This is a genomic window from Micromonospora haikouensis (assembly GCF_900091595.1).
Taxonomy (GTDB): domain Bacteria; phylum Actinomycetota; class Actinomycetes; order Mycobacteriales; family Micromonosporaceae; genus Micromonospora; species Micromonospora haikouensis.
In genome coordinates this window covers 23,889-42,962 of the sequence record NZ_FMCW01000024.1, presented here as the reverse complement: position 1 = coordinate 42,962, position 19,074 = coordinate 23,889, and the positions used below count along the sequence as shown (strand labels likewise).

The 19,074-nt window shown below is 71.9% G+C and carries 13 protein-coding genes and 1 pseudogene; 8 read left to right on the top strand and 6 right to left on the bottom strand.

The window, feature by feature from the left end; translation table 11 throughout:
- Positions 1 to 175 precede the first annotated feature (175 nt).
- The gene (locus GA0070558_RS33510) at positions 176 to 1,414 is read left to right on the top strand and encodes a COG1361 family protein (RefSeq protein WP_176734318.1); all 1,239 of its coding nucleotides are present in this window, start codon (positions 176 to 178) and stop codon (positions 1,412 to 1,414) included.
- A 144-nt stretch (positions 1,415 to 1,558) separates the two neighbouring features.
- Here GA0070558_RS33510 and GA0070558_RS23200 read toward each other — a convergent pair whose 3' ends face one another.
- From GA0070558_RS23200 to GA0070558_RS23190, 3 genes are all read right to left on the bottom strand, one after another.
- Positions 1,559 to 2,950, bottom strand: coding sequence for a poly(ethylene terephthalate) hydrolase family protein (locus tag GA0070558_RS23200; RefSeq protein WP_091283529.1), 1,392 nt, complete (start codon positions 2,948 to 2,950; stop codon positions 1,559 to 1,561).
- A gap of 318 nt (positions 2,951 to 3,268) precedes the next feature.
- Complete coding sequence (locus GA0070558_RS23195; RefSeq protein WP_091283527.1) at positions 3,269 to 4,495, bottom strand: hypothetical protein; 1,227 nt, start codon at positions 4,493 to 4,495, stop codon at positions 3,269 to 3,271.
- A complete protein-coding gene (locus GA0070558_RS23190) occupies positions 4,482 to 5,015 on the bottom strand; it encodes a SigE family RNA polymerase sigma factor (protein ID WP_091283525.1) in 534 nt (177 codons plus the stop codon). The genes GA0070558_RS23195 and GA0070558_RS23190 overlap by 14 nt, the downstream gene beginning before the upstream one ends.
- 241 nt (positions 5,016 to 5,256) lie before the next feature.
- Here GA0070558_RS23190 and GA0070558_RS23185 point away from each other — a divergent pair.
- Positions 5,257 to 6,295, top strand: a pseudogene (locus GA0070558_RS23185) (CE1 family esterase).
- Positions 6,296 to 6,345: 50 nt separating this feature from the next.
- Here GA0070558_RS23185 and GA0070558_RS23180 read toward each other — a convergent pair.
- Complete coding sequence (locus GA0070558_RS23180) at positions 6,346 to 7,935, bottom strand: glycoside hydrolase family 43 protein (RefSeq protein ID WP_091283523.1); 1,590 nt, start codon at positions 7,933 to 7,935, stop codon at positions 6,346 to 6,348.
- Positions 7,936 to 8,499: 564 nt separating this feature from the next.
- Between GA0070558_RS23180 and GA0070558_RS23175 the strand changes: the two genes are divergently transcribed.
- The 6 genes from GA0070558_RS23175 to GA0070558_RS23150 all read left to right on the top strand — a co-directional run bounded on the left by GA0070558_RS23175 (position 8,500) and on the right by GA0070558_RS23150 (position 17,209).
- Positions 8,500 to 11,346 (top strand): family 43 glycosylhydrolase, encoded by a 2,847-nt coding sequence (locus GA0070558_RS23175; RefSeq protein WP_439709628.1) that lies wholly within the window; start codon positions 8,500 to 8,502, stop codon positions 11,344 to 11,346.
- Between the two features lie 101 nt (positions 11,347 to 11,447).
- Complete coding sequence (locus GA0070558_RS23170) at positions 11,448 to 13,838, top strand: family 43 glycosylhydrolase (protein ID WP_256092078.1); 2,391 nt, start codon at positions 11,448 to 11,450, stop codon at positions 13,836 to 13,838.
- A 40-nt stretch (positions 13,839 to 13,878) separates the two neighbouring features.
- On the top strand, positions 13,879 to 14,505 hold the full coding sequence (locus GA0070558_RS23165; protein WP_077935879.1) for a hypothetical protein: 627 nt from the start codon (positions 13,879 to 13,881) through the stop codon (positions 14,503 to 14,505).
- Positions 14,506 to 14,566: 61 nt separating this feature from the next.
- Positions 14,567 to 15,595: a hypothetical protein gene (locus tag GA0070558_RS23160; RefSeq protein ID WP_091283516.1), complete on the top strand. Its 1,029-nt coding sequence runs from the start codon at positions 14,567 to 14,569 to the stop codon at positions 15,593 to 15,595.
- Between the two features lie 202 nt (positions 15,596 to 15,797).
- Positions 15,798 to 15,992: a hypothetical protein gene (locus GA0070558_RS23155; RefSeq protein WP_077935877.1), complete on the top strand. Its 195-nt coding sequence runs from the start codon at positions 15,798 to 15,800 to the stop codon at positions 15,990 to 15,992.
- An 89-nt stretch (positions 15,993 to 16,081) separates the two neighbouring features.
- A complete protein-coding gene (locus GA0070558_RS23150) occupies positions 16,082 to 17,209 on the top strand; it encodes a glycoside hydrolase family 53 protein (RefSeq protein ID WP_091283665.1) in 1,128 nt (375 codons plus the stop codon).
- 53 nt (positions 17,210 to 17,262) lie between these two features.
- Here the strand turns inward: GA0070558_RS23150 and GA0070558_RS23145 are convergent, their stop codons facing one another.
- Positions 17,263 to 18,633 (bottom strand): permease prefix domain 1-containing protein, encoded by a 1,371-nt coding sequence (locus GA0070558_RS23145; protein WP_091283514.1) that lies wholly within the window; start codon positions 18,631 to 18,633, stop codon positions 17,263 to 17,265.
- Positions 18,630 to 19,004: a PadR family transcriptional regulator gene (locus GA0070558_RS23140; protein ID WP_091283512.1), complete on the bottom strand. Its 375-nt coding sequence runs from the start codon at positions 19,002 to 19,004 to the stop codon at positions 18,630 to 18,632. Before GA0070558_RS23140 ends, GA0070558_RS23145 begins: the two co-directional genes overlap by 4 nt.
- Between the last annotated feature and the right edge of the window lie 70 nt (positions 19,005 to 19,074).

Genomic DNA, 19,074 nt, shown 5'->3' with positions numbered 1-19,074 from the left:
GAGGTGCCCGTGACACCGCTCCCCGCCGGTGTCACCCCCGACCTCGCACGGGCGCGATCCTCCGCCGCGCGACTCCAGCGCCGCCCCGGTTTCGCCAACGCGACGGGCACTCACGGAAGCCGATTGCCGATAGTGTTCTCCACCACCCTGTCCGCTCGTCCTGAAGGGTTCTGCCATGAGCTTTGGTCGTCGGCGGCTGTCGCGAACTGTCGCCGCCGCGCTGCTCCTCGCCGCCGGGGTGGCTGTCCCCGCCGGCCCCGCCGAGGCGGCGAAGAAGGGCCCGGACCTCGCGGTCGCCGCGTCCGGGACGAGAGTCCCGCTGGGGGTCGAGAGGAAGGTCGTCCATCTGAGGGTCAGCAACCTGGGGGACGAGACCCCGACCGACGTCGTCGTCAGGGTCCGCCAGCCGCAGGAGGGCCCCGGCCCCCTGCCGGTCGGCCTGATCTGGCACTCAAAGGGTGGCGTGGGCGAGTGCGACGGTGATTTCGGCGGGTTCTACTGCCGACTGTTGCCCGAGCTGATTCCGGGGCCGGGTGAGACCGTCGACGTTCCCGTCGACGCGACCGTCTACGGGGCTGCGGGTCCCTACGAGGGCAAGTTCGAGGCTTCGGTCACCATCGGGCCGGAGAAGGACGCGAACCCGGCCGACAACACCGGATGGTTCCCGCTGGAGTTGGTCGACCAGTCCAGTGCCGACCTCTCGGTGGTCGCCCCGGCCGTGAAGCAGTCGGTGCGGGTCGGGGCCGACGGCACGCCCGAGCCCACCGGGACGCTGCACCCGGGTGAGACGGGTGCGGTCCGGCACACCGTCGCCAACCAGGGCCGGAAGGCCGTCAGCGGAGTGCGGGTCACGCTGCGCCTGCCGGAGGGGGTGACCTTCACCAGCCAGCCGACCGAGTGTGTGCTCGCCGACGCCGGGCGGTCGGCGGTCTGCACCTACGAGAGCCTCACCCTCGTCCCGGCCGTCGAGGACACCGATCCGAACGACACGACCTACTCGGCGGTCGAGCTGTTCAACCTGGTGAAGACCGCGGCCTCCGCCACCGCCCCGGCGACGTTGCGGGGCGGAACCGTGCAGGTGGAGGGCCTCGCCGAGCGGTCGACGGACGACCGCTCCAAGCCTGCGCGCACCGCGCTGCCCGCGAACGCCGTCGCCGTACGGGTGGCCGACACGGACGACAGCGACAACGAGGACGGGTTCGCCGTGGTGCTGGCCGCGAAGAGCGGCGGCGACGATGGCGGCGAGGATGGTGGCGGCGGCGGTGACGGCGGGTTGCCGGTCACCGGGCCGCAGGCCGGTCTGATCGGCGGGATCGGCGTCGCGGCGCTGGCGGTCGGAGCCGCGTTGTTCCTCGCTGCCCGGCGTCGCCGGATGATCCTGGTGAGCCCCGGGGACGAGAGGTCGGCAGGCTGAACCGCCCCACCGGCCGGTGCGGCCGGACCGGCCCCGCTCGGGGGACGAGCGGGGCCGGTCGGCGATCGCCACCGCCTCAGGCGGTGCGGCCGGGTCGGGGTGCGACGGCCTCCGAGGCCGCCCGGGGCCCGTCGGCCGTGATCATCACGCGAGGGGCGTGAGGTTGAACCGCTGGTTGGTCTGCCCGTGGCAGTCGTAGAGCTGGATCTGCGCCCCGTTGGCCGTGCTCCAGACGTCCAGGCAGCGCCCGGACTGCACGTTGCTGACGGTGCCGTTGGAGTTGACGTTCCACTGCTGGTTGGCCTGGCCGTGGCAGCCGTAGATCTGGACCGCCGCGCCGTTGCCCGTGCCCGCCGCGTCCAGGCACATGTCGCCGTACACCCGTAGTTGCTTGGTCGAGGTGTACGTCCACAACTGGTTGGACTGCCGGTTGCAGTCCCAGAGCTGCACCCGGGTGCCGTTGGCGCGGGAGGCGTTGGGCACGTCGACGCACCGGCCCGACTGCGCGCCGACGAGCTGGCTGGCGGTGCCGGGCGGAGGGGTGGTCGGAGGGGTGGCCGGGGTGGTGGTGGGGGTCGCCGTCGGGCTGGTCGGCGGGGTGGGCAGCAGCGGGCACGTGCTGCGGTAGGTGACCACGCCGCTGGTGTCGAGCAGCGGGCAGAGGAACTGGCTGTAGCGGGCGTCGTTGTCGACAAAGATCTTGAGGAACGGCAGCATGGTCCGGATCAGCACGGGGTTCGACCGGCCGACCATGAACCCGTGGTCGGCGCCCGCGACCTCCAGGTAGGCGCTCTCCGTGGTGCTCGGGAGGCTGTTGTAGAGGCCGGTGGCGTAGGACGGGGTGACCACCGTGTCGGCCTGCCCGGAGAAGACCATCGTGGGCACCCGGTCGGTGGCCAGGTTCGACGACGGCGAGTACGGCGCGATGCCGACCGCCGCCTTCAGCGACGAGCGCCGCATGGCCGCGCTCAACGCCCCACCGCCGCCCATGGAGTGACCGGCGACGGACAGCCGGCTGGAGTCGACGCGGTCGCGGACCGGGCCCTGCTGGGTCAGGTAGTCCAGCGCGGCGAGCAACTGGGTGCCCCGGGCCGTGTCGAAGTCGTTGCGGCTGTTGGTCTCGATGCCGATCACGACGAAGCCGTGGGAGGCCAGCCACGGCCCCATCCAGGCCAGCTCGACGGAGAACAGCGCGGTGTAGCCGGGCGAGATCGCGATGGCGCCGAAGGTGCCCTGGCTGGTGTCGGTCGGGTAGTAGATCCGGCCGCCGTTGAAGCCGTAGCCGGTCGGGACGGCGACCGACGTGTTGGCGAAGGGGCCGTTCTCGGACGCGACGCTGGCCCGGGTGGGGTCCGGGCCCCGCTGGTACGGGTTGTCGGCGGCCGACGCCGACCCGGTCGCCACCGCGATGGTGAACAGCCCGACGGCGGCGGCGATGCCGGCTGCGGCCAGCTTGGCCAGTCGTCCCCGCAGGCCGGGGGCCACCCGGCCGGCGCTGGTGTTCCCCGGGGGCGGGGGGTGCGCGTGTCCTCGCACTGTCGGTTCCTCCTGGTGGTGGGGTGGGTGCGGTGGGTCCGGCCGGGCCGGGACGGGCCAGGTCTACGTTCACATCGATCGATGGTTATCAACGCTGACAGACAACCCCGGGCGTTTCAACCGGTAGTTTCGAACGAGATGCCCGAAAGTTTCGACCACTGCCGACCGATGACCTGGACCCGAAACGGCGACAACGGCACTGCCGGTGACGCGCAGTGCCGTTGTCGCCGTGACGATCAGGCCAGCCTCAGCTCCCCGCCCCGCCCCCGGGAGCCGGCCCCGCCAAGCAGGCCCCCGCCACCTCCAGGTGCCGATTCCTCACGGACGCAGGGCCGTCGCGGCGGGGGTCCAGGTCGACTCGTCCGCGACGTCGGCGACCGTGATCCCCTTCGCGACCTTCTCCACCTCGGCCAGCGGCAGCCTGTTGCCGAGGCCCTGGCTGCTGACCTGGAGGACGACGCTGCCGTCGGCGCTCCAGACGTTGCAGAAGCCACCCCGCGCGGGGCCGTCGGTGGTGCGGTAGCACTTCGTCGTGCCGGGCTCCGGCGACTGGTTCGAGCTGGTGTTCGGCGTGACGAAGATGTGGAAGCCGTCCTTGATGGTGCCCTCGACCGCGTCGTACGGCGCGGTGAGGCCCGAGGTGGGCATGGCCGGCCTGGCGTACGTCGCGCCGCCGTAGTCACCGGCACGGGCCGTGGCGATGCCGCTGAGGCCGGGCATGGCGTGCGTGCCGCTCTGCAACGGCAGGTAGCCGGCCGGCACGTAGCCCACCGTGAACGGCACCGGGGCCGGCTTCGGCCTGCTGGGCTTCAGGCCCTCGACCAGGCCGCCCAGGTCCCGGAAGCTCGGCGCGGCCTGGTCGCTGGAGATCGACGTGACGGCCGCCCAGGCGTCGTGGGCGTACTCCCAGGCGAACAGCTTGTTGCGCGCGTCCGTCGGGCCCTGCGGGTCGAGGCCGACCGGCAGCGTCGCCTGGATGGCCTTGCGACCGGCCACGGTGACCTTCTCGCCGCCCTTGATCTTGGCGGGGTCGAAGGCGCCCGGCCGGTAGACGGTCAGGTACGCCCACAGGCTCGGCTTCCCCTTGGCCGCCCTCTTCTTCCACTCGAGGATGTCGCCCCGCGTTCCAGCCTCCTCCTCGGCCGTGACGGGCCTGTCGTTCGAGGTGTGGCGGTCGGAGTAGACGGAGGCGATCTGGTAGGCGGTGGACGCGACGATCGGGTCCTGCACGTGCAGCGTGCCGGCGTCGTACCCCTGGAAGGTGAAGGTGAACGGCGCGGCGTCGGACCACGTGGCCGCGGCGGGCCCGGCCGCCGTCGCGCCGGCCTGGGCCGGCGTGGCCGGGGTGTTCCGCTCGGCGCCGGAGGTCGGCAGCAGGAACGCGCCGGTGACCGCGACCACGACGAGACCGGCCGCGCCCGCCGACGCGAAGCTGGCCCGGCGTCGCCGCTCGGCCCGCCGCCCGGCCGCGACGATGTCGTCGACGGTGCGGGCCATCGGCGGTTCCTCGCCCGTCACGGCGTCCACGAATTCACGCAACTGCACTGGTCCACTCCTCCATCTGCTTCCCGGTGAGACTGATGTGTTCGCCGGCGAGGGCCTCGCGCAGCTTCGCCAGGCCACGGGAGGCCTGGCTCTTGGCCGTGCCCACCGTGCAGTCGAGCACGCCGGCCGTGTCCTCCAGGCTCAGGCCCAGGTAGTGCCGGAGCACGACCGCGGCCCGCTGCCGGGCCGGCACGGCGTCGAGCGCCGCCCGCAGGCGCATGCGCTCGTCGGCCGCGGCGGCCGGGTCCCGCAGCGCCACGTCCGGCATGGCGTCGCCGGCCGACCGCTCGCGTCGCCAGGGCCGGCGGGTCTCGTCGATCGCGGCCCGGTAGACCATGGTCTTGGCGTAGAGATCGGGCCGTTCCAGCTTCCGCCAGCGGGGGTAGAGCTTGACCAGCGCGTTGGCCACGGCGTCCTCCGCCGTGTGCCAGTCGCCGCAGGTCATGTACGCCAGCTTGCGCAGCGACGCCATCTCTGACGTCACGAACTCGCGGAACGCCTGCTCGTCTTCGGCTTTCAAGTCGACTGCCTCCTCGTGACGGAGGTAGAACGGAGCCACCCGGCCGGGGAGTTGCACCGCCCGGGGAAGTAGTCGCCCGAAAACTCTGCGCAACCGCGCCGCGCGCCCGACGGGGCGGGGAGCGCCGCAGCCCGGCGACCCAAGATCGAGCCCGGACGCCCGTGGCCGCCACCACCCCGTGGCCCGGCCGGGCAGCCGGGCCGCCACCACGCACATGACGATCGATGGAAGGAACCAGGCAATGGTGAGGCAGTGGAAGCACAGATACGTCCTCTCCTCCGTCGCGGCCGCGGCGGCGCTCGTCGTCGCCACCGCCGGCGGCGTGCTGACCGGCAGCCTCGGCCAGGCGGCGGAGGCCGCGACGAACGGCACGCTCGCGGCGACCGCCGGCTGTGGGAAGGCCCCCACGCTGACCAGCGGCACGCGCACGATCTCCAGCAGCGGGCAGAACCGCAGCTACATCCTGCGGATCCCCGACGGGTACGACAGGAACCGCCCCTACCGGCTGATCTTCGGCTTCCACTGGCTGAACGGCTCGGCCAACAACGTCGCCTCGGCCGGCTACTACGGCCTGCTGCCGCTGTCGAACAACAGCACGATCTTCGTCGCGCCGCAGGGCATCGACAACGGCTGGGCCAACACCAACGGTCGTGACCTGACCCTGTTCGACGACATCTCCCGGGTGATCGAGAACGACCTCTGCGTCGACACGACGCAGCGCTTCGCGCTCGGCTGGAGCTACGGCGGGGCCATGAGCTACGCGGTGGCCTGCGCCCGGCCCACCGTCATCCGGGCGGTCAGCGTCCTGTCCGGGGCCAACCTCAGCGGCTGCAACCCCGGCACCCAGCCGGTGGCGTACTTCGGCATCCACGGCATCCACGACAGCGTGCTGAACATCTCGGCGGGCCGGTCGCTGCGCGACACGTTCGTCAGGAACAACGGCTGCACCGCGCAGAGCCCGCGCGAGCCGAGCCGGGGCAGCCTGACCCACATCCACGTACCGCGCGGTCAACAGCTGGCCCGGCGGGTTCCAGGGTGAGGTCACCGTGGCCAACGGCACCACCGCCACGCTGAACGGCTGGACCGTACGCCTGACGCTGGGCAGCGGCCAGGCCATCAGCAGCGTCTGGAACGGCACCAACACGGGCACCACCGGCAACGTCACCGTCAAGAACGCCGCCTACAACGGCACGGTCGCCCCGAACGGCTCGACGACGTTCGGGTTCACCGCCACCGGCGACGGGCCCGCGCCCAGCAACGTCTCCTGCACCAGCCCCTGAGCACGGCACGATCAGGGCCCGGAGCCACCCGGCTCCGGGCCCGCCGGCCGTCAGCGCCCCGGCTCGGCCCCGGACGGCACCGCCCCGTCCGCGCGCGCGAGGTCGCGGGGCTCGTAGTCGAACCAGTCGAAGCGGACGCTGCCGGACCCGGCGTACATGCCGACGACCCGGCCGGTGAAGCCGCCGGCGACCTCCGTGGACAGGTAACGGCCGTCGAGCGTGCCCAGCACGTCGTACGTGCCGTCCGCCGCCTCGATGCCGAACCGGAGCACGTCGGGTTCCTTGGCCGGGTGCCAGTCGCCGGGCGACGGGGCGACCACGTCGACGCGCAGACACACCGGGCCGGCGCCGACGGGCCGGGTGGCCACCGTGGACAGCACCGAACCGATCCGCGCGAGCACCCGCACCTCGCCGTCGCCCGCCTCGATCTCGTAGTGGTGCCGCTCGTCGAGGCGTACGGCGAGGCCGCCGCGCCCCCCGGTCGCGTCGACCAGCGACCGCACCCGGCACGACAGGTGCTGCTGGCGGCGGCCGACGAACGTGACGTCGGGCTCGTCCAGCGACGCGCCGCGCGCCCGCAGCGTGAGCCAGCCGGGCCGCTCGGTCAGCGACCAGCTCCCGGCGGGTCGGGACCGCACCGACACCCAGCGCGGGTGCAGCCCGTCGGCGTCGAAGTCGTCCCGCACGGGCGACGTCGGCACCGGGTGCGCGGGCCACGGCGGCGCCTGCATGACCGGCTCGACCGCGCCCACCACCGGCCAGTCGTCGACCCAGGTCACCGGGGCCAGGAACGTCTCCCGCCCGAGCACGTGCCAGCCGGGGGTGCCGCCGCCGGGGCGTACGCCGAGCAGCACCATCCACCAGGTTCCGTCGGCCGCCTCGACGAGGTCGGCGTGGCCCGTGTTCTGGATCGGACGGTTGGTGCCCCGGTGGGTCAGGATCGGGTTGGCCGGGCACGGCTCGTAGGGCCCGTCGGGCGCGGGGGCGCGGGCGATCGAGACGGCGTGCCCGCGTTCGGTGCCGCCCTCGGCGATCAGGAGATACCAGTGGTCGCCGACCCGGTACAGGTGTGGGGCCTCCGGTGCCTGCGCGCCGGGCGCGCCGGACCACAGGCGGCGGGGCGGGCCGAGCGTCCGCCCGGTGTGCGGGTCGAGGCGCACCTGCTCGATGCCGGCGTAGGTGCACCAGCAGGTGCCGTCGTCGTCCCAGGCGAGGTCCGGGTCGATGCCGGCGATGCCGGGCAGCCGGACGGGATCCGACCAGTCGCCGACGGGGTCGGTGGCGGTGTAGAGGAGGTTGCCGCCGCCGTCGGCGCAGTTGGTGACGATCAGCCAGAAGCGGCCGTCGTGGTGGCGCAGCGTCGGCGCGTAGACGCCGGCGGACGACGGCGTCGTCGCGGGCAGCACCAGTTGGCCGGGCCGGTCCAGCACGTTGCCGATCTGTGCCCAGTGCACGAGGTCGCGGCTGTGGAAGATGGGCACCCCGGGGAAGTACTCGAAGCTGGAGCAGGCCAGGTAGTAGTCGTCGCCGACCCGGCAGACGCTCGGGTCCGGGTGCAGACCGGCGAGCACCGGGTTGGTGAACGCGCCGTCGCTCCAGCCGGCGGTGCCGGGGGTGGGGTGGGCCTGGGCCGGAGTCATCTGCTGCCTCCCGGGGTCGAGGTGGCCCGCGCGGTGCGGGCCGTACCGCAGTCTCCCCGGCGGCCGGGTTTCGGGTCAGCCCCCGCGCAGCGTTCGACCGGCGACCCGAATCACCGCCGACAATGCATCGGCAGATCGACGGGACTCATTTTGAATTGCGCCTCCCGAGCGATTGGGAGCGACTGCCGCCGCTATTCTTGGCCCCCCTCACGACAGGTACGTGTTAGCGCAAACATCGTGACCCGGCATTCGGCACTCGCGGGCCCTTGCCCCATAGGTCGCGCTCACGTGATTCGCCGCGAACGGGGCGACTTGCACCTGATCGGAGCGCGGCTGATCTGCCGCTACGGGAGCGCTTCCACGCCGGGCGGCGACTGTTTCACGAAGATTTCCGACAAGTCTCGGGAACGTCTTGACACCGCATGTGAGCGATAACACTATGAACCTCCCGTTACGTTGGCGGCAGGAGTTCGCATGAAAGTAACCGTGGGTCGTGGTGCCTCCGGAGGGCTACGACGGGTCTCACTGGCAGCCGTGGGGGCGCTCCTCCTGTGCGCCGGTGTCGTGACGATCGGCACAGCGGCGCAGGCGGCCGACGAGTGGTCCCCGGAGTCGTCGCACACGTCGACCGACCGGGGCGACGGCACGTACACCGTGCCGCTGCTGCGCTCCGACGTGCCGGACATCAGCGTCGAGCGGGTCCCGGCCGCCGAGAACGACGAGGGCCGCGACATCTACTACATGATCAGCACGACGATGCACCTGAGCCCGGGTGCGCCGATCATGAAGTCGTACGACCTCGTCAACTGGGAGACGGTCAACTACGTCTTCGACCGGGCCAGCATCGGCGACTCGTTCTCCCTGCGCAACGGCCAGAACTCGTACGGGCAGGGGCAGTGGGCGTCGTCGCTGCGCTACCACGACGGCATGTACTACGTCGCGTTCAACACCAACAACCTCAACGGCGCGTACATCTACCGCACCGACGACATCGAGAACGGCGCGTGGCAGCGCACCGCCCTCGGCCGTGGCCTGCACGACCCGTCGCTCTTCTTCGACGTGGACGGCACGCCGTACATCTTCTACGGCTCGGGCGGCACCAGCGCCGTACGCCTCAACGCCGGCCTGACCGCGATCGAGCAGGACTACCCGAACATCTTCACGGCGGCCGACTACGCCGGCCAACCGTTCATCGGCGGCCTGTTCGAGGGCGCGCAGTTCTACCACATCGACGGCTGGTACTACGCCGTCATCATCACCTGGCCCTCCGGCCAGGGGCGTCAGGTCGTCATGTTCCGCTCGAAGGACCTGCTCGGGCGGTACACCTCGGCCGGCGGGGTCAACACCTACGAGGCGCGCGGCGTGCTCAACTCCAACGGCTTCGCCCAGGGCAGCCTCGTGCCGGTCGCGCGCGCCGGCGGCGGGACGGACTGGCACGGGATGTTCTTCCGCGACACGTTCCCGATCGGCCGCATCCCCGCCCTCATCCCCGCCACCTGGTCCGACGGGTGGCCGACGTTCGGCAACAACGGGGTCGTGCCGGTCGACGGCGCGTTCGCCAAGCCGATCCGGCTCAGCCCTGCCGAGGAGGCCCTCGAACGGCAGAAGAGCATCGTCGCCTCGGACGACTTCGCCAACGACGCGCCGCACAAGGCGTACCAGGACGAGGAGTGGACGATCCCGACGCCGCCCGACCTCGACGAGTCGCTTCTCGGCGTCGAGCTGCTCGGCAACGCCGGCTTCGAGTCCGGCAGCGTCTCGCCGTGGGCCGCGCAGTTCGGGGCGACCCTCGCCCTGGAGCCGGCCGACGCCGCCTCGGGCGCGGCGGCGCTGCGGGTCGGCAACCGCACGCTCAACGGCTCCGGCCCCCACCAGAATCTCGCCGGCAAGCTCCAGCACGGTGTGACCTACACGGTGTCGGCGAAGATCAAGTACACCTCGGGCCCGGCCAGCGTCCGGTTCAACCTGGCCGCCGACTGGGGCTCCGGCGTGCAGGTGATGACCTTCGGCACCGTCCCCGTCGGCCAGTGGACGACGGTCACCGGCCAGTACACGTTCCCGGCGACGGCGAACCTCGCCAACGTCAAGTTCGCGGTGGAGACGCCGTGGGGCAACCCGCAGCCGGCGTCGTCCACGGTGGAATACCTGATCGACGACGTCTCGGTCGTCGGGCAGCCCGTCACCACCGAACACCCGACCGAGGCGGAGATCGCCCCGAACGGCTCGCGGCTGGACCTGGCCTGGGAGTGGAACCACGCCCCGGACAACCGGTACTGGTCGCTCACCGACCGGGAGGGCTGGCTGCGGCTGACCACCGGCAAGGTGGTCACCGGCCAGTACGTCTACACGAAGCTGTCGAACCGGGCCGAACTCGCCTGGTTCGAGGAGGCGCGCAACACCCTGTCGCAGCGCACCTTCGGCCCGCGCCAGTCGGCCGAGACCCGGATGGACATCTCCGGCATGCGCAACGGCGACGTCGCCGGCCTGGCCGCCTACAACCGGGGCTTCTCGTACGTCGCGGTCAAGCGCGTCGACGGCCAGAACACCCTCGGCGTGGTCAACCGGGGGCAGCCGTTCGCGGTCGACCTCGACCAGGCCGCGCTGGAGAGCTTCCTGCCGGGCACGACGGTGCCGCTGGGCGACGCGACCGTGGTGCACGTGAAGGCCGATCTCGACTTCGCCGCGCCGGTCGGGCAGCTCTGGACCACCTTCTACTACAGCCTCGACGGGCTCACCTGGACGCAGCTCGGCAACCGGGTCGGCCCGCAGACGCTCGACGGCAGCCTCGCGCACTTCATGGGCCACCGGGTCGGCCTGTTCAACTACGCCACGCAGGCCACGGGCGGGCGGGTCGACTTCGACCACTACCTGCTCAGCGACACGCTGACCGCGCAGGGCCTGCCGCTGGACACCGGCGCGCTCGACGCGGCCATCGCGCACGCCGAGACGCTCGACAGCCGGCACTACCCGGCGGACGCCTGGGCGGCGATGCGGGCCGCGCTCGCCACCGCCAAGGCGGCCCGGGCCGGCCGGTTCGGCACCCAGAACCAGATCGACGCGCCGCAGCGGTCGCTCAGCTTCCAGTTGGCGCGGCTCGGCGTGCTGCGGGCCGAACCCGAGCTGCCGGTGACGGCGAGCGCGCAGACCCGGTGCGTCGGCGGCCGCGCCTACGTCGCCGTACAGGCCACCAACGGCCACACCGCACCCGTCGACATCACCCTCGAAACCGCGTACGGCACCCGCACCGTCACCGCCGTCGCACCCGGCGCCAACGCCTACCAGTCCTTCACCACCCGCGCCACCTCCATCCCCGCCGGCACCGCCACCATCCGCGCCACCGGCACCGTCGACGGCACCACCGTCACCACCGTCGTCACCGCCAACCACCCCGCCCTCAGCTGCGGCGCATAGCCGACCGGCCCGAGAGGGGCCGGCGACCCACCACCAGCGCACGTCCCAACGAAGGAGCACACCGAGTGAGACAACGCTTGCGAGGGGCTACCCGGCGACGGGTGACCGCGATCGCGGCGGTCGGCGCCATGCTGGCCGCGGGGCTGGTCGCCACGTCGGCGCCGGCCCAGGCCGCCGAGGAGAACCTCATCGTGAACGGGGGGTTCGAGGCCGGCGTCGCCAACTGGTTCGTGAACAACGGCAACTCGACCGACGGCGCGACGCTGTCGGCGACGTCGGACGCCTACGCCGGGTCGGGCGCGGCGCTCGTCACCGGCCGGGCGACGACCGGTTCCGGGCCGATGCAGGATCTCAGCGGCAAGGTGCAGGCCGGGCAGACCTACGCCCTGACGGCCCGGATCAAGTACGAGAACGAGGCCGGGCCGGCGACGAAGCAGTTCTTCGCCACCATGCACTACGGCGGGTCCACCTACACCAACCTGGTGAGCGTGGTCGCGACGAAGGGGCAGTGGGCGCAGTTCAACGGGACGTTCACCATTCCGGCGTCCCAGAACGTGTCGACGGCCCGGATCTTCTTCGAGACGCCGTGGACGAGCACGCCGTCCACCGACCCGGCCCTGCACCTCATGGACTTCACGCTCGACGACGTGTCGGTGATCGGCGCGCCGCCGCCCCCGCCGCCGTCAAGGACCATCGAGGTCGTCGGCAAGCTGCCCGGCGAGCACAACCCGTTGATCGGGCACAAGTTCGGCGCCGACGGCTTCGGCTTCGTGCACAACGGCCGGGTCTACCTGTACATGACCAACGACACCCAGGGCTACGCGCCCGACCCGGTCACGGGCATCTCGCCGAGCATCAACTACGGCAACATCAACCAGATCACGCTGATCTCGTCCGAGGACCTCGTGAACTGGACGGACCACGGCGAGATCCAGGTCGCGGGCCCGAACGGCGTCGCGCCGTTCACCGGCAACTCGTGGGCGCCCGGCATGGCCAAGAAGACGGTGAACGGGAAGGAGAAGTTCTTCCTCTACTACGCCAACGGCGGCGGTTCGAGCAACGTGATCACGGGTGACTCGCCGCTCGGCCCGTGGACCAGCGAGCGGACGAGCACGCTGATCAACGGCAGCACCCCCGGCGCCGAGGACGTCGCGTGGAAGTTCGACCCGGCCCCGCTGGTGGACGACGACGGCCAGGGCTACCTCTACTTCGGTGGCGGCCCCGCGTCGACGAGCATGCCGGCCGCCGAGCGCTTCAACAACCCGAAGAACATCCGGGCGATCAGGCTCGGCGACGACATGGTCTCCACCCAGGGTTCGGCCGTGGTGGTCGACACCCCGGTCTCGTTCGAGGCGGCCCAGGTCTTCAAGCGCCAGGGCAAGTACTACCTGTCGTACTCGTCGCACTTCGGGGGCGCGGACTTCGGCGGCAACCAGACCCCGCTGCCCGGCTACCCCGGCGGCGGCCAGATCGGCTACCTGATCTCCGACGACCCGATGTCCTGGCCGAAGGAGACCTACGCGGGCGTGCTGTTCCCGAACCAGTCGCAGTTCTTCGGCGCCGGCACGGGCGGCAACAACCACCAGTCGGTGTTCGAGTTCGGGGGCAGGTACTACTTCACCTACCACGCCCCGACGCTCAACAAGCGCATCAACGGCAACACCACGCAGGGCTACCGCAGCCCGCACATCCAGGAGCTGACGTTCAACCCGGACGGCACGATCCAGCAGGTCGTGGGCACCTACGCGGGCGTGGACCAGGTCCGCGACTTCGACCCGTACCGGTTGTTCGAGGCGGAGACCTTCGGCTGGAGCAAGGGCATCGCGACCGCGAAGGTCGACGGCGGCTCCGCCCAGTTCGGCACCTCCGCGCCGAACCTGGTGGTGCGTGACATCGACAACGGCGACTGGACGGCGCTGTCGTCCGTCGACTTCGGCGCGGCCGGCGCGGCGAGCGTGACGGCGAAGGTGCGGGCGCTGGCCGCCGGCGGCCGGGTGCAGGTGCGCCTGGACGACGTGGCGGGCCCCGTGGTCGGCACGGTCGAGGTCGACACGCCCGTCGGCGAGTGGGCCGAGGTGACCGCCGCGCTCCAGGGCGTCAGCGGCGTGCACGACGTCTACTTCACCTACTCGGGCCCCGCCGGGGCGGACCTCTTCGAGCTCGACTCCTGGAAGTTCGCGGCCGCGACCGGTCAGCCGGAGCTGCCGGTGACGGCGAGCGCGCAGACCCGGTGCGTCGGCGGCCGCGCCTACGTCGCCGTACAGGCCACCAACGGCCACACCGCACCCGTCGACATCACCCTCGAAACCGCCTACGGCACCCGCACCGTCACCGCCGTCGCACCCGGCGCCAACGCCTACCAGTCCTTCACCACCCGCGCCACCTCCATCCCCGCCGGCACCGCCACCATCCGCGCCACCGGCACCGTCGACGGCACCACCGTCACCACCGTCGTCACCGCCAACCACCCCGCCCTCAGCTGCGGCGGATGACCACCAACCCCCATCAACCACGGACGTCAACGGAGATCGCATGAACACATGGAAGCGTAAGCGGCTGTACGCGGCGGGTGCCGCGGCCGCCATCCTGGCCGGGACGGCGGCGCTGCCGGCACCGGCCCTGGCCGAGGACGGCGCCGACGTCCGGGTGACGGTCGACATCGAGGAGATCCGGGAGCCGGGCGTGCTCGCCCTGTCGGTCGCGGGCGACTCGGTCGCGCTGTCCGAGGACGGCTCGACCCTGCTGGTACGCCAGTTCGTCGGCACCCTGCCGACGGTGACGGTCACCGACACCCGCACCGCCGACGAGGTGCCGGCCGGCGCGGCCTGGGCCGTGGTCGGCAGCGCGAGCGACTTCGTCGGCAGCTCCGGGCAGGCCCCGATCAGCGCCGGTCACCTCGGCTGGAAGCCGCGGCTCATCGACGGCGGCACCACCGGCTCGGTGACCGAGGGCGAGGAGGTCGTGACCGTCCTGGACGAGCCGACCCAGCCCGGCAACAATGTCGGCCTGGCCGACCAGGAGCTGCTGATGTCGACGTACGACTCGGGGGCGGTCGCCGGTGACTCGTACTCGGTCAACGCCGACCTGTACCTGCGCACCCCGGCGGACGTCGCCGCGGGCGCGTACACCTCGACGTTGACCCTGTCCCTGTTCGAATGATCACGCGCGGGGGCGGGGCCGGCAGCGGTCCCGCCCCCCGCACCCCGCCGGAGGACGCCCGATGATCCGTTCCGTGCCGCAGGCGCTGCCGAGGCTGCTCGCCGTGCTGGCGGCGGTGCTCGTCGCCGTGCCGGTCGCGCCCATCGGCGCCGGCGCGGAACCCGCCGCGCCGAAGCTGACCTGGGCGGTGCAGCCGGCCGACCCGGACGGCCCGGACGGCCGGCGGTGGATCGAGCGCACCCTCGACCCCGGCCAGGTGGTGACGGAACACCTGGCCGTGCGCAACTTCAGCGCCGCCAGGGCGGTGTTCCGCCTCCAGGCCGCCGACGGCTACCTCACCGACAAGGGCCGCTTCAACATGCTGCCCTCGACCGAGACGTCGAAGGACGGCGGCACCTGGATCTCGGTGCGCGACACAGTCACCGTCGGCGCGAACGAGACGAAGGTGGTGCCCTTCACGATCACCGTGCCCGCCGACGCCGCGCCGGGCGACCATCCGGCGGGCATCGCGGCGTCGGTCACCAGCACCGGCGGCACGGTCGCCGTCGAGAGCCGGGTCGGCTTCCGGGTCATGCTGCGCGCCAGCGGCACGGCAACGGCGGCCCTGGCCGTCGACGACGTGACCGCCACGTACGCCCGGTCCTGGAACCCGTTCGCGCCGGGCACCCTCCGCCTGCGGTACGCGGTGGCCAACGGCGGCAACGTCTGGGCCTCCGGCCGGGGCCGGGTGACCGTCTCGGAGGCGTTCGGCCTCGCCAGGCGGGACACCACCGTCGAGGTGGAGGAGCTGCTGCCCGGCGGCAGCCGCGTGGCCCGGGCCAACGTCGGCGGCGTCTGGGGGCTGGGCCCGCTGCGGACGACCGTGACGGTGACCCCCGCGGCGCTCGGCGACGGGACCGTCGCCGACGTCCGGCAGGCCACGGCCACCGTGACGGTCTGGGCGGTGCCGTGGCCGCAGCTCGGCCTGCTGGTCGTTCTCGTCGCGGTCGCCCTGCTGCTGCGGGCCGTCCGTCGGCGGCGGCAGCGGCGGCTCGACCTGCTGCTCGACCGGGCCCGGCAGGAGGGCCGGGCGTCCGCGACCACGGTGTGAGCTTCGACGGACTGAGGCCGGCGACGTCCGGCCGGCGTGGACGGGGGCGTCGCCGGGTATGGTGCGGGGTGACGGTGTCGGCAGGAGGTTCCTCCGCAGTCGGGCATCGTGATCGGGCGCCGGTGTGAGCGCCGACTGGGGCCATGCGGCACCACCATCCGCAGCCGCCCAGGTTCTTCCTCTCCAGAAACGGGATCTCCGCATGACTTTCCACGACGACGATCGCTCGGCCCTGTTCCTCGTCACGCCGACCGCCGACGACCTCGACGACCGGGGCGTGACCTTCGACGGCAGCGAGGAGGCGATGCGGCGGCTGCGGCACCCGTTCGCGGTGGGCCCGGTCGACCAGGCTGCCGCCTCGACGGAGGCGGGCGACCGCCCGGGGCGGAACGCCTGACGGGCCCGCCACCTGTGGTATATATGGGCATCGATTGATGTCCGGCGGTGCCGCGCCCCGGCCCCGCGCCCGCCACCGAGGAGGTCGGGATGACCCGGCACCGCTCCCGCCCGCACGCCTGGATCGCCGCGTTCCTCGCGCTGGTCGCCCTGCCGGCCGCCCTGCTCGTGCCGCCCGCGCCGGCCTCCGCCGCGAACACGCTCACCATGCTGGGCGCGGACGTCTCCAGCGTGCAGCGCAGCCTGGACCTCGGCGCGCGATATTACGACGCCGCCGGCACGGCGCGGGACCCGCTCGACATCCTCAAGGGCCTCGGCGTCAACTACGTCCGGCTCCGGGTCTGGAACAACCCCGCCAGCGGCTGGAACAACAAGGCCCGGGTGCTGGCGTACGCGCGGACGGTCAAGGCCAAGGGCCTCAAGCTGATGATCGACTTCCACTACTCGGACACCTGGGCCGACCCGGGCAAGCAGTACAAGCCCGCCGCCTGGGCCAGCCACGGCATCGGCCAGTTGCAGACGGACGTCTACAACTACACCTACGACGTCTGCTCCAGCCTGAAGGCGCAGGGCACCACGCCGGACAGCGTGCAGATCGGCAACGAGATCAACGTCGGCATGCTGTGGAACGACGGCAAGGTCGTCAACAACGACTTCACCAACCTCAGCCTGCTGCTCAAGGCCGGCTACCAGGCGACGAAGCAGTGCAACGGCGGCACGCAGGTGATCATCCACACCGCCAACGCGGACAGCATGGCCAACGCGCGCTGGTTCTACGACGGCATCCGGGCCAAGGGCGTCCAGTGGGACCTGACCGCCCTGTCCTACTACTGCATGTGGCACGGCAGCCTGGCCAACCTCTACAACGTCATCACCGACGTGCGGTCCCGCTACGGCCGGCCCGTCGTGCTCACCGAGACGGCGTACCCGTTCACCGCCGCGAACGCCGACGGCGAGCCGAACTCGATCAACGGTGGCGAGCCCTGCGCCAGCCACCCCGCGAGCTGGAGCGGGCAGGCCACCGAGTTCGCCTGGGTGCAGAACACCGCCCGCGACGCCGGTGCCGTCGGCGTCTTCTACTGGGAGCCGACCTGGTACGCCGTCCCCGGCAACGGGTGGGACCCGGCGAACATCAACGGCACCGGCAACCAGTGGGACAACATGGCCATCTTCAACTGGACCGGCCAGGTGAACCCCAACATCCGCTGGACGCCGTAGCCGGCCCGGCCACCGCGCGAACGGCGACCGGACCGGCTCAGGGGCTCAGGGGCTCAGGCGAAGTCGAACACGAGGGGGAAGGCCAGGACGACGACCCAGGCCCAGCCGGCGTACACGGCGAGGTAGCGGGTCTGCCAGCGCTCCAGGCGGGCGAAGGGCGCGCGGCCCCGGACGAAGCCGAGGAACAGCCACGCCGACCAGGCCAGGTTGGTCAGCAGGACGATGTTCTCCCCCAGCGCCGCCGTCTTGTTGGGGCTGAAGCCCCATTCGCCGATCCGGCTGGTGATCGCCACCAGCACCAGGACGTCGATGACCAGGGCGCTGACGACGAGCGCCAACTGGAGGCGGTCGAACAGCCCGGGCCGGGCGGCGGGGTCGCGGGCGGAGATGGCGTACAGCAGCAGGCCCAGCACGACGACGAGCAGCAGGTCGAACAGGATGAGCACGTCGCGCTTGACGTCGATGCCGCTGTTGGTCCAGACGACGGCGACCAGGAACGCCAGCAGGGTCGCCGCGAACAGCGGCGTGAAGACGCGGGTCAGCACCGGGGCCATGTTCTCGATGACGCTCTGCTTCGCCTCGACCAGCCACGCCGACACGACGACGGCCGCCATCGCGCCGCACGGCAGCAGCCACGAGCTGATGAACTGTTCGGCGTCGATGCCGATGGCCCGGAAGGTGCCGGCGGTGAAGGCCGTGAGCACGCCGCCGCCCAGGGCGAGGAGGCTGAAGTAGATCACCCACTCGCCGGTGAACCGGATGAAGTCCATCCGGCGCCGCTCGGAGCGCCAGTCGCCGCCCACGTAGGCGACGCCGACGACCAGCCACAACGCCAGCGGCAGGTGGATCGCCGTGAGCCCGAAGGACTGCGAGTCCCCGGCGAGCGGGTACGCGTTCGCGGCGACCCCGCCGAGGGCGAACAGCGCCACGAGCGCCCCGACGACGCGGACGCCGACCCGGCGCTGCCAGGCGAAGTACGCGGCCAGCGCCGGCAGCGCGAACAGGCTCAGGTTGCGGGCGTAGAAGTCGGTGTCCTCGTCGGCCAGGTCGAACCCGAACCAGCTCGGCACCTTGATGGCGAGGGCCGCGAGGGCCGCGCAGAGTACCATGACGGGCAGCTCGCGGCGGGTGCGGGCGGCGGCGCGCGCGTCCGGCTCCCCCGGCAGCACGAGCTGTTTCCATAGCCGCTCGGAGTGCTCGCGGGCGAACTCCCGCGACAGCTCGTCGAGGCTGCCCATGCGCTTGACCGCGATGAGGAACGCCTCGTCGGTGCGCAGGCCCGCCTCGGTCAGCTCGGTGATCCGGCTGCGCAGGTGGTCCTCCAGCTCCTCGGTGTCGGCGTGGTGCAGCTCCCGGCGGCGGCGCGTGTAGGTCCGCCACTGGGCGATCTGCCCTTCCAGGTCGCTGTCGCTGTCGAGGGTCATCGTCCCGCCTCCCAGGCCGGTGCCACGATCGGGTTGATGGCCCGGGCCGTGTTCCAGACGCCGCGCAGGGCGTCGACGACCGCGGCCCACTGGCGGTGCTGCTCGACCAGCTCGGCCCGGCCCTGGTCGGTGATGCGGTAGTACTTGCGGCGGCGTCCCCCGGGCGGGGTCTGCCAGTACGACTCGACGTGCCCGACCCGCTCCAGGCGGTGCAGCAGCGGGTAGAGCAGCCCCTCGGTCCACTCCAGCCGCCCGCCCGAGAGCTCGTTGACCTGCTTGAGGATCGCGTAGCCGTAGCTCTCGCCCTCGGCGAGGATCCCCAGCACGAGCGGCGTCGCCGAGGCGGCGACGAGGTCCTTGGTGATGTGCATCCGACCACCTATCCCTAGAACTGCAATGCATAGTAGTTCTAGGTAACGCGCCCCGCAATCCCCTCCGGCG